Source organism: Enterococcus sp. DIV1639a (assembly GCF_050530445.1).
GTDB classification, from domain to species: domain Bacteria; phylum Bacillota; class Bacilli; order Lactobacillales; family Enterococcaceae; genus Enterococcus_B; species Enterococcus_B hirae.
In genome coordinates this window covers 2,381,866-2,393,900 of record NZ_CP172886.1, presented here as the reverse complement: position 1 = coordinate 2,393,900, position 12,035 = coordinate 2,381,866, and the positions used below count along the sequence as shown (strand labels likewise).

Sequence of the window (12,035 nt, the reverse complement as noted above, 5' to 3'; positions counted from 1 at the left end):
GAATTTTTCTTGCTATTTTTGTACAATACACGTATATTACAAATGAAAAAAGTTTATGAAAAGTTGGAATATTGAATGGAAAAACAAAAAAGGTTAAAAAATAGTCGCTACATTACTGGTTTTGACGGTATTCGTTCTTTGGCAGTAGTAGGAGTGATTTTGTACCATTTGCTCCCTACAAGTTTGAAGGGTGGTTATTTGGGCGTCCCGATATTTTTTGTTGTATCAGGCTATTTGATCACTGATTTATTACGGCAAGAATGGGAACAAAATGGCAAAATCAATATTTGGCAGTTTTATGTCCGACGAATGAAAAGGTTATATCCAGGATTAGTGTTTTTACTAATCACTGCATCTGCTTATATTACGTTATTTCAACGAGGGTTATTGAATAACTTACGAGGAACAGTCGTTAGTAGTTTATTGTATGTCAACAACTGGTGGCAAATAAAAAATGGTTTGTCTTATTTTGATCGATTTGCCAATGAATCACCGTTTACCCATATTTGGTCATTGGCGGTGGAAGGTCAAAACTACTTAGTTTGGCCCATTCTTTTTGTTTTGTTAATGGTTTTTGTACGTAAAAAGAAGTGGATCGTTTATACAGTCTTAGGAGGATCACTTATTTCTGCGATCCTCATGATGATCCTGTTTACGCCAGGCGGCGATCCAACTCGAGTATATTATGGAACAGATACGCGATTGTTTTCAATTTGGTTAGGAAGTGCTTTGGCTTTTGTCTGGCCAAGTACCCGATTGAAAAAAAATATTCCAAAGCAAGCAAAACGGGTGTTGAATCTAGCCGGATTGATTTCACTGATCGCATTGATCCTCTTCTTTTTCTTGTTAGATGATCATTATAGTTTTGTCTATTATGGGGGCATGCTCTTAGTTAGTCTCTTCTGTGTCGTTTTAGTTGCGGTAACAGCGCATCCAGGCGCAAGTGTGAACAAATGGTTAACCAATCCCGTGTTTTCTTGGATCGGTAAACGAAGTTACGGCATCTATCTGTATCAATTTCCAGTCATGATTTTTTATGAAGCAAAAGTTGCGAATATTGCGGATCATGTTTTGCTTCATACATTGATCGAGATTTCATTGATCCTGATCATTAGCGAACTTTCTTATCGCTACATTGAACGTCCTTTGGCACGATTCGATTATGGACAAACGATTCAAGTAGTCAAAGGCTGGTTCACTAAGCCGATTATCAGCAAGCAAAAACCTTGGGTCATTCCGGGAACATTGATGGTGTTGATCGCTCTTGTTGGTTTTGTTACAGCACCTAAGAATTCAGTGACTGCGGATCAAAAAAAATTACAAGCACAAATTGCTGAAAGTAAAAGATTGGCGGAGGAAAGCCAGAAAAATGAAGATAATAATTCCAACACCGTTGATCAAGCAGTTCTTGATAAATATGGGCTAACAGCTAAACAAGGAAAGAAAGCGCAGAAATTAGAATTGACAGCATTTGGGGACTCAGTCATGTTAGATGCAGCGACTGATTTGAAGGAGTTATATCCTAAAGTTGTTGTTGATGGAGACGTTGGTCGACAATTATATGCGAGTGAGCCATATATTGAAGAACTGAAAAAACAAAACCTATTGAAAGACACGGTTTTGATTGGCTTAGGAACAAATGGAGCCTTTTCTGAATCGCAATTTGATAGCATCATGAGTGCCTTAGGAGATCGTAAAGTTTACTGGGTAAATGTCCGCGTTCCTACAAAACGTTGGCAAAACGATGTGAATGCCTTGTTAGCACAAATGGCTAAAAAATACGATAATCTTACATTGATCGACTGGTATGATTATAGTAATAGCCACAATGATTGGTTTTATGATGACCAAGTACATCCAAATCCAGAAGGAATGAAACACTATATCCATTTAGTAAGTGAAACTTTATTAGGGAAAGATAAAACGAAGAAAACTGTTTCAAGTGAATCAACCCAAAATGATACGAATACTAATAGTGGTAGTGTAGCTAGTTCTGCTAATGGAAATGGTAGTACGGAATAGTTGAATAAGAGATAAGATATCTTGATTTTCCGGCTCTTTGTCAATAAGGACTGATGAGTGGTATAAAATCAAATCCGGGTCAGAATGAACCTCATTCTGACCCGCATTTTTTGTTATTTAACGTCAATTAATTGATTGCTCAAAAAGATCCTAATATTCATGTTCTCAAATGATTTAAATCCGTAAGCTACACGTTTGATTGTCTTTATATGGGGATTCTTCTGGAAGCTTTCGTAAGCAACCTCGATACATCATCAGTCCCATAAATTATAGAGCCGATTTTCCTCTATCAATAAGTGCTGAACTCATTTGAAAGGATCTCAAGATGTCTTTTCAATTGTTTGAAGTAGGTAACAATCAACAGCCAAAAAACTAATTTTTGTGTTTTTGTTTAGTTCTCATACATTCCCTTAAAAGGTCGATTCAGCCCCAGTAATATTGACCCAAATTATTGTTCTGGCAACATGCCCAGTAATATTGACCCAAATTATTGTTCTGGCAACATGTGAGAGGGCTGTGTCTTTAAATACCGTTCTTTTTGAGAGCGCGTGAGTTTTTTAAAGGCTGCTTCGGCTTTTGTTGCGTCACTCCTAGTTGCAAACACCTCAGCATGGATCATTTTGACGGGGCGCCTTTTTTGTAATCGGGTATATTTAGCTCCTGTCCCATGATTGTGTTCTGCTAATCTTCTTGAAAGATCCGTCGTATAGCCACCGTAAAACGTGCCATCTTTACAAGCTAAGACATAAAAATAATGCTCACTGGCCATAAAGAATTTCTCGGATTTCATTTGTATAGCTACCATCAGGCATGTATGTGATCAACGGTGAAGCAACTTTAAAGCCATCTAATTTGCCTTCTTTGATTCCTTCGATCAACAAAATATTTGCCTCTTTCCCCATTTTTGGATAAACGAATTGAATTTTTTTAGGGGCGATACGGTGTTTTTCTAGTAACTGAATAATTTCTAAAAAGCGGTCTGGGCGATGGACCATTGCAAAGCGTCCATTGGTTTTTAATAATTTACTAGAAATTTGGATCACATCTTCAAGGGTAGTATGGATTTCATGTCGAGCAATCGCTAAATGCTCATTCGGATTTTTTTTATTGGTTGGTAATCCCTTAAAATAAGGGGGATTACAGACGACTAAATCACATGAATTATGACGAACAACGGATAAACTTTCTTTTAAATCAAGCGTATGGATGGTCATTTGGTGTGTTAGCTCGTTTAATTGGATACTACGTCTTGCCATATCCGCTAAACGTGGTTGAATTTCGATTCCATCAATCAACGCATTCGTTCGTTTGCTCAAAAAAAGACCGACTGCACCATTCCCTGCACAGAGGTCAACGATTTGTCCTTTTTTCGGTACACGTGCAAAATGAGCAAGCAAAACAGCATCTAGTGAAAAAGAAAAAACGTGAGGACTTTGAATGATTTTAATATCATTTGCATATAATTGATCGATCCGTTCATCTTCGTGAAGCATGGGTTCCCTCCAAAATGAAAAAACTAATTGATTGTATTATACTATTTTTATAAAAAAGAACCAAGGTACCTTGTAAAGTTTCCTAAATTTAGGCATACTATGACCATACACCTAGAAAGGAAGAGACTATGTTCTATCGATTTATGAGAGGGCTAGTCCGAGTGATCTTAGCAGTGATCAACGGCAATGCCCGATATGAAAATAAAGAAGTTTTACCACAAGATGAGAATTATATTTTGGTAGCGCCACATCGAACTTGGTGGGATCCTTTATATCTTGCTGTAGCAGCTTCGCCTAAAGAATTTAGCTTTATGGCAAAAGAAGAATTATTCAAAAATCCAGTATTACGCTTTATTTTGACACATGCCCATGCGTTTCCAGTAAAAAGAGAAAATCCAGGACCTAGTGTCATCAAAACGCCAGTTAAAATTTTAAAATCTACTCATTTAGGTTTGATCATGTTCCCAAGTGGAACAAGACATGCAACGGAATTAAAAGGCGGAATGGCATTGATTTCTAAAATGTCAAAAGCAAAAATCGTTCCTGCTGTCTACCAAGGACCATTAACTTTGGGTGACTTATTCAAGCGAAAACGGGTGGTTGTACGTTTTGGTGAACCAATCGATTTGTCTGATATCAAAAAAACAGACAAAGAAGGAATGGCAGAAATCGAACGTAGAACACAAGCCGCTTTCGATCAACTAGACAAAGAAGTCAATCCTGACTTTAAATATGAAATCAAAAATAAAAAGTAAATGATTCTTTTTCAATAAAAATCAAAGTGCAAGGTAATGATAAAAGTTGTGATTCTTTCTAAGCATGGGACTATCTATGTTTATACGGAATCAGCAACTTTTTTTCATTGCCTATTTGTTTTAGTCCGTAATGATCCTAGGTATCATGTAATGAGGGGAAGTGTTATAATAATTAGAAGGACATTTTTTGAGGTGATGAGATGCGTTTTTTACATACAGCTGATTGGCATATTGGAAAAAAACTACAAGGATACGATCGAATCAAGGAACAAGAGCATGTTTTAACCCAGATCTTAGCAATTGCAAAAGAAGAAAATGTTGATGCAATCGTGATTGCGGGAGATCTTTATGATCGAAGTGTTCCGTCTGTGGATGCCATTGAAGTGTTCAATCAATTGATGGTCGAATGGAATCTAAGGGAAGGATTTCCGATTTTTGCGATATCCGGAAATCATGATAGCGGTATTCGACTTTCGACAGGAACACCTTGGTTCAGTCAGTCCGATTATTATTTACAAACTAGATTGGCAGAAGCCTTTCAACCAATCATATTCAAGGATACGCAATTTTTCCTTTTGCCTTATTTTGAACCAATCTCAGCGAGGATATATTTTGAAGATGAGCAAATACGCACCATTCAACAAGCAATGGAAAAAGTCATTGAGAAAATGAAAACGCAGTTTGACTCAACGAAAAAACAAGTGTTAGTGAGTCACTTTTTTGTGACCGGGAGTATGAAATCAGATTCAGAAACCAAAATTGAAGTAGGCGGATTAGATGCTGTTCCAGGAGATTTACTTGAACCATTTGATTATGTCGCATTAGGACACCTCCACAATCAAGCAGCATTGAATCAAAAAAATGCCCGTTACAGTGGGTCGCCTTTAAAATTTTCATTGTCAGAAATCAATCAAAAAAAAGGTGTTTGGATCGTAGATTTAGAAGAGGACGTCTCTTTGAATTTTCGAGAACTGACCCCGTTATATGATATTGAAGAAATAACAGCAAGTTTTAAAGAGCTGCTGAATCCAGATTTTTATCAGACGATCAATCGTGAAAATTATCTCCAAATTTATTTGGAAGATCGAACGATTATCCCTAACATGATGAATCAATTAAGAAAAATCTATCCACGGATACTTGGTGTGGAACGTTCAAACGGTCGAGTAGAACTGAAACAGGGAAAACAAAAAAAGATGATGACAAAGGATCCACATAAGATCGCACAAGGCTTTTTCAAAGAAATGACCAAGGAACAGTTGACGAACAAGCAGGAAATCTGGTTAAAAGAAACGCTACAAGAACTCACGGACAGGAATGATCAGTAATGAAACCCAAGAAATTACGACTAAAAAATTTTGGTCCTTTTATTGACGAGACAATTGATTTTGCGAAATTGACCGAAGCACCACTATTTTTGATTACTGGAAAAACAGGTGCAGGAAAAACGACTCTTTTTGATGGAATGACTTATGCATTGTTTGGTGAAACTTCTGGCAGAATCAGGACTGGTAAAGAAATGCGGTCTCTTTTTGCTACGCCTGAAGAAGAAACGTGTGTCTTTTTTTCATTTGAGCATCAGCGGCTGAATTATGAGATTGAACGTAAGCCAGAACAACTCTTGGCCAAACGTAAAGGTGAAGGCAATCGAAAGCAAGCAGCAAAAGTTTCTTTGACGATCTTTGATGAAGCTGGCAAAGAAATGCGCCAATACACGAAACGTAGTGAAGTGGATCAATTAATCAAAGAATTAATGAATCTGGATGCGAAACAGTTTTCTCAGATCGTTTTACTACCTCAAGGAGAATTTCGTAATTTTTTAATTTCATCAAGTAGTGAGAAAGAAATTGTCTTACGTAATTTGTTTGGCACGCAATTTTTCCAACAACTTAATGAACAATTGAAAGAAAAAGCCAAAGAACATCAAAAAAAATTAGATCATCTTGAGCAAGAATTGAGTTTGCTGCAAAAACGGTTTATCCCTTTGGACACAGGAACGGTTCCTGAAACCTTAAGTTTTGATGCGTTATTCACTTATTGGCAGGCAGAGCAAACAACATTACAAGAAAGACTTCTCCAAGAAAAAAATAAACTGGTTCATTTACAAGAACAACAAAAGCAATTAGAAGATACCTATTATCATTCGCAAACATTGCAAACACGTCAGGAAGAAAAGCAAAAATTAGAGCAAAAATATGCAAAATTGATCCAGCAAGAAAGTGAAATCAATGAAATAAAACAATGGATCACTCATTATGAATTTGCTGAACGACTGGTCGATACGTTGACACGAAGTCAAGAATACCAGAAAGAACAAGCAGAACTGATTGATAAAGAACAGACTTGTTCTGAAACATTCGTGCAACAAGAACAAGTGTATGCACAGTGGCGTAAAGATGAACCTGAACGAAAAAATGCCCAACAAGAAATGGAACATGCAGCGAATCGATTACAAGTCATGAAGTCATTGATCCCAATTGCGGAAGAATGGCAAAAAAAGCAAAATGAAAGTGAAGAGTTACAAAAGGCTAAGAAAAAAGCAGAAGAAAAAGAACAAAAAATTCTTCAAGAACAAGTCCAGTTAAAAGAAGAAGAACAAAGACTAGCAGAACTGCTGCTTGACCAAGATCGCTTGCACAGTGATCAATTGTGTTACGAACAACTTCGGCATGAGCAAGAAAAGTACCAAACTATCCTTACAGAAAATCACCAGAATACAGAACAGTTAAAGATGAATCAAACCAAGTTGTCCGAACTGATCACAAAACTCCAAGCTCAACAAGTAATGTTAAGCAAACAAAATAATCAAGTTGATCTTTTAAAGAGTCAATGGGCAAGCCAACAAATTGCGAAGTTGCAATTGCTATTATTACCGGGGCAACCTTGTCCAGTTTGTGGGTCAACGGAGCATCCTAAACAACAAAATGAGCATGTATTGCCTAATCAAGAAGAATTTGTCCAACTGGAAGCAAATTTAGCCGAGGCAGAAACAAACCTTGAACAAATCAATCAAGAAATAGGGCGTAGTGAAGCAGAAAAAGCACAAATAGAACAAAAAATAGCTGACTTGGAAAACTTCGGAACAGAAAAACAAGTAGAGATCCAAAAAAGCAAAGAACGATTACAACATTTGATCCAGCAATCGTTTAAATTTGCCATAGCAGATGATCCTCTTGTATCCTTAGAAAAAATCCAGCATGATTTGGCGTCGCGTGCAGAGGCCATCACACAGGCAAAAATCGCTACTCAAACACTAACTGAACGTTTAAGTCTTATAGAAGATCAGCGAAAGAAGATCACCGAACAAATCAGCCAAAACAAAGAAGAGCTCCAACAAGTACAAGGGGAGCTTGTTACCTTGACGAAACAGTTAGAAGGACAAAATACTCAGACTTTGATTGAGGATGTCAACCAATTAGAAGAAAATGTTGCGATGAAAGCCCAATGGTTAGCAGAAGAAAAAACAAAAGAACTTCGTTTTTCTCAAGAAATCAGTTTGTTAAAAGCGCAAATGGCTAATATTCATGAGCAACAGGCAAAAATTGAAAATAAAATTCAGCGTATCCAAGAGCAAATTTCAGCAAAAATAAAAGAGCAAGCTTACTTTAAAGAAGCAGATGAGGTATTGGCATTTGCTAAACAAACAGTTGAATACCAAGAGAAGAGTCAACTGGTCAACACATATGAGAAAGAACGATTAATCGTTGAAGACCGCTTAAGCCAGTTGAACCATGTTGCTTTAGCTGAAACACTTCCTGATTTAGAACAATTGGAGCAACAACTAGATGAGCTAAAAGCTGCGGTTCAAACACAACAAAAACATTGTTATCACTTGCAAGAGCAAGAACAGCAGAATCAGCAAATCATCGAAGAATTTTCTTCGATTTATCAAGCGAGTCAAGAACAATTAGATGAATTGATCCAACTACAACAATTATCGCAAACGATGAATGGGGAAAACCCTAGAAAAACCAGCTTGGAAAGATACGTACTACAAGTGTATTTACAAGAAGTACTACAAGTGGCAAATGTGCGATTGCAACGTCTGACGAAAAATCGTTACCAATTTGAGCTTGCAGATGAAGTGGGAAGTTACCGTGGGAAAACAGGGTTGGAGATCAATATCTATGATGATGAAGCAGGTCTGACACGTGGGGCTCATACGCTATCTGGTGGCGAAAGTTTTATTGCAGCTTTATCCTTAGCGTTGGCTTTAGCTGAAGTGATCCAGACACAAGCCGGTGGTGTGTTGATCGAAGCGTTATTCATTGATGAAGGATTTGGATCGTTAGATGAAGAAGCACTTGAAATGGCGATTGAAGCATTAGAAACAATTGAAAGTGAAGGTCGTATGATCGGGATCATCAGCCATGTGAGAGAATTAAAAGAACGAGTAGTACAACAAATCAGAATCGAAACAGAAGGTAGCGGACAAAGTAAAGTACGCTATCATCTTGGATAAGAGGGGGATTAACTGATGAAATGGAGCATTCCAGAAAAAGTCATTGCAAGAGGACGTCAATATCTGCAAGAAGGACGGGTATTATCGGTTGTCCCTGACCAAGAAGAAAAAGTTTGGCATGCGGAAGTCTTAGGCAGTGAATTGTATATGGTCGATTTAGATGGGACAGCCAAAGAAGTCGATTTCTGCCAATGCCCTTATTGGGAAGAACATCATTATTGTAAGCATACAGTGGCAGTCGAACTGTACTTGCGCTCTAAGAATCTTTCACGAATAATCAAGGCAGATCAACCTGCGTTAGAACCAGTCAAAAAAAGTAGCGAAGGTGAAATTTTAACGAAAGGTTTTTCAAGACTAACTGTCAAAAAAAATTCACCACGGACGCAACCATTGATTGTGGAATATCAAGTAGAAACGATTGAGACCAATCATTATCATCCGGAATTAGCTATTTTAGCCGTTTATTTGCGGATTGGCTATTTAGATCAGCCAAAGAAAACGTATATCGTTAAAAACATTTTTGATTTTTTACATTCCTATATGGAAAATGAACGCTACACTGTGAATAAACAATACCAGTTCCATCTAGATCAACGAGCTTTTCAAGGAGAAGATCAAGTAATCTTAAAAACGTTAGCTGAGTGTGCCCAAACGCAACTTCTTTTAGGTGCAAACGGCCTACAAGTGAAAGGGAAATTAGATAAACGTTATTTGTTATTACCGATCGAACAAGCAAAAACATTGTTAGAACAGATGAACCAAACGACAAAACTCCAAATGAAGATCGGAGAAGTGAATTATCAAGGGGTTCGATTTTCTAATAATGATCCTTCTTTAGAATTTGAAGTAACAAAAAAAGAAGAGGCCTATCAATTAAGCGCACTGAATGACTTTGAGTTGTTCTTTACTCATTATCAATGGGGAATGATCCAAGGAACTTTTTATTCATTAACAAAACGTCAACAAGCAGTCTATTTAACTTGGAAACAGCTTATGAGAAGATTTGAGAAACCAGAAGTATTGTTTCTTAAGCAAGAACTATCCTCATTATTCAAAGAAATCATTCCATTGCTATCTGAAATTGGTCAAGTGAGCATAGCGGATGAAGTGAAAGCAGAAGTTGCTGACGTGCCAGTAGAATTTATTTTCTTCTTTAGAAAATCGAAAGGCAAGATCCAGGCTCGTGTTGATTTTGTCTATGATGAAGTCGTTTTTTCAACAGATAAAAAACATGAAGTTATTGCTGAAAATGCTTCTGAAGTATTAAGAGACAAAGCCCAAGAACAACGCGTATTAGACTTGTTCAAAATGTATCGCTACCAACGAAATGATACAGGCTATGAACGTTTATTACCGACAGGAGAAGAGTTGTATACTTTTTTCCGTACGGAGTTAGCCGTTTTTCGTCAGTTTGGTGAGGTCCGCCTTGGGAAAAAACTTCGGGAATTGTATTTAGATGCACATCGACATCAACCGAAGATCGAAGTGGAAGAAACCAGTTCATGGTTAGATATTCGTTTTGATGTGACTGGGATTGAGGAACAAGAAATCAATCAGGTCTTACAAAGTTTGTTGCGAAATGATGCTTTCTATACGTTAGAAAATGGGCAAGTATTGTCCTTTGATTCCGAAGAGTTTCAGCAAACAAGTCAAATCTTGCAACAATTCCGTGAATCGATCCGTTCAGAATCTGGAACGATCCATGTGCCTAAAAACCAAGGATTGATCATTCAAGATAAGTTAGCAGGAAGTTCAGCAACTTTTGGTGACTCCTATCAAAAAATGATCCAAGATCTAATACAACCTGAACAATATCAAGTATCCTTGCCAGCAGGTCTACAAGCTGAATTGCGTGATTACCAAAAACAAGGATTTCGATGGTTGAAAATGCTGGGAAATTACCAGTTTGGCGGAATTTTAGCAGATGAAATGGGTCTAGGAAAAACCCTTCAGACAATTGCCTATTTGCTTTCAGAAAAAGAAGAAAAAGGCGAACTCTCTGCTTTGATCGTCGCTCCTGCTAGTTTGATCTATAACTGGCAAGCAGAAGTGAAAAAATTTGCTCCTTCTTTGAGCATCCAAGTAATCAACGGGAATAAAAAGGAACGAGAAGAACTATTAGCTCGTAAGGCAGATATCAGAGTCACTTCTTATGCTAGTTTAAGACAAGATTTAGCAGATTATCAAAAACATGCGATTAATTATTTGATCCTTGATGAGGCTCAGATGGTTAAAAATAGTAGTACCAAAACAGCTCAAGCGCTACGAGAATTAAGCGTACCGCAACGTTTTGCCTTAAGCGGGACGCCAATTGAGAATAATCTGGAAGAACTATGGTCGCTCTTTGCGACGATTATGCCGGGATTTTTCCCGAATAAGACCCGCTTTAGAGAGCTGGCACCTGAAGAAATTGCCCGAATGATTCGTCCGTTTGTGTTACGAAGGGATAAGCAAACCGTGTTAAGCGATCTGCCAGAAAAAACCGAGATGAATCTTTATTCTGCATTGACAGAAGAGCAAAAAACCGTGTACTTGGCTTACTTACGTCAGATGCGAGAAGAGATTTCTACTATGGACTCAGAAGCTTTTAAAAAGAATCGCATCGGTATTCTAGCTGGTTTGACACGATTACGCCAAATTTGCTGTGATCCAAGATTATTCTTGGAGGATTATGAAGGTGGCTCAGGAAAGCTAGAACAAGTCAAAGATCTACTGGTCGCAGCCAAAGAAAACAATCGGCGGGTTCTGTTGTTTTCTCAATTTACAGGTATGTTGACCATCTTACAAGAAGAACTAGCAGAATTAGGAATTTCTACTTTTTACTTAAGAGGAAGCACCAAACCGCAAGATCGTTTAACGATGGTAGATGCATTCAATGAAGGAGAACGAGATGTCTTTTTGATTTCATTGAAAGCTGGCGGAACCGGACTCAACTTAACGGGAGCAGACACGGTAATTCTGTATGATTTATGGTGGAATCCAGCCATTGAAGAACAAGCGGCAGGACGTGCGCACCGTATCGGACAAAAAAATGTGGTCGAAGTTTGGCGCATGATTGCAGAAGGAACGATTGAAGAGCGGATGGATTCGTTACAACAAGAAAAAAGAGAGTTATTCCAAAAAGTCATCCAAGGAAATGAAGACCAATTAACCAAATTAACGGAAGATGATATCCGGATGATTCTGAGTGTCGGAGACCTGGAAGATTAAAAATTTTGAAACAAAAAATAATTAAATCTTAAGACTCAATAATAAAAAACTCTCGAAACAAGATTATGTTTCGAGAGTTTTTTAGTTATTTGT

Annotated in this window: 7 protein-coding genes and 1 pseudogene; 5 read left to right on the top strand and 3 right to left on the bottom strand. The window is 37.6% G+C overall.

The annotated features are described in order from the left end of the window. Positions 1-75 precede the first annotated feature (75 nt). Positions 76-2,022, top strand: coding sequence for an acyltransferase family protein (locus IGJ32_RS10955; protein ID WP_010720873.1), 1,947 nt, complete (start codon positions 76-78; stop codon positions 2,020-2,022). Positions 2,023-2,135: 113 nt separating this feature from the next. On the opposite strand, the pseudogene IGJ32_RS10950 reads toward IGJ32_RS10955, so the two are convergent. The 3 genes and pseudogenes from IGJ32_RS10950 to IGJ32_RS10940 all read right to left on the bottom strand — a co-directional run. Further along, positions 2,136-2,243 (bottom strand): annotated as a pseudogene (locus tag IGJ32_RS10950) (transposase); the annotation flags it as partial. Between the two features lie 266 nt (positions 2,244-2,509). After that, complete coding sequence (locus IGJ32_RS10945) at positions 2,510-2,791, bottom strand: GIY-YIG nuclease family protein (protein ID WP_123875011.1); 282 nt, start codon at positions 2,789-2,791, stop codon at positions 2,510-2,512. Continuing rightward, the gene (locus IGJ32_RS10940) at positions 2,781-3,515 is read right to left on the bottom strand and encodes a tRNA1(Val) (adenine(37)-N6)-methyltransferase (RefSeq protein WP_010720871.1); all 735 of its coding nucleotides are present in this window, start codon (positions 3,513-3,515) and stop codon (positions 2,781-2,783) included. The genes IGJ32_RS10945 and IGJ32_RS10940 overlap by 11 nt, the downstream gene beginning before the upstream one ends. A 128-nt stretch (positions 3,516-3,643) precedes the next feature. Between IGJ32_RS10940 and IGJ32_RS10935 the strand changes: the two genes are divergently transcribed. The 4 genes from IGJ32_RS10935 to IGJ32_RS10920 all read left to right on the top strand — a co-directional run bounded on the left by IGJ32_RS10935 (position 3,644) and on the right by IGJ32_RS10920 (position 11,942). Then, positions 3,644-4,270, top strand: coding sequence for a lysophospholipid acyltransferase family protein (locus IGJ32_RS10935; protein WP_010720870.1), 627 nt, complete (start codon positions 3,644-3,646; stop codon positions 4,268-4,270). A 200-nt stretch (positions 4,271-4,470) separates the two neighbouring features. Further along, the gene (locus tag IGJ32_RS10930) at positions 4,471-5,598 is read left to right on the top strand and encodes an exonuclease SbcCD subunit D (protein ID WP_010737095.1); all 1,128 of its coding nucleotides are present in this window, start codon (positions 4,471-4,473) and stop codon (positions 5,596-5,598) included. After that, a complete protein-coding gene (locus tag IGJ32_RS10925; protein WP_342082055.1) occupies positions 5,598-8,732 on the top strand; it encodes an SMC family ATPase in 3,135 nt (1,044 codons plus the stop codon). The genes IGJ32_RS10930 and IGJ32_RS10925 overlap by 1 nt, the downstream gene beginning before the upstream one ends. 15 nt (positions 8,733-8,747) lie before the next feature. After that, complete coding sequence (locus IGJ32_RS10920) at positions 8,748-11,942, top strand: DEAD/DEAH box helicase (protein WP_342082054.1); 3,195 nt, start codon at positions 8,748-8,750, stop codon at positions 11,940-11,942. Positions 11,943-12,035: the final 93 nt, after the last annotated feature.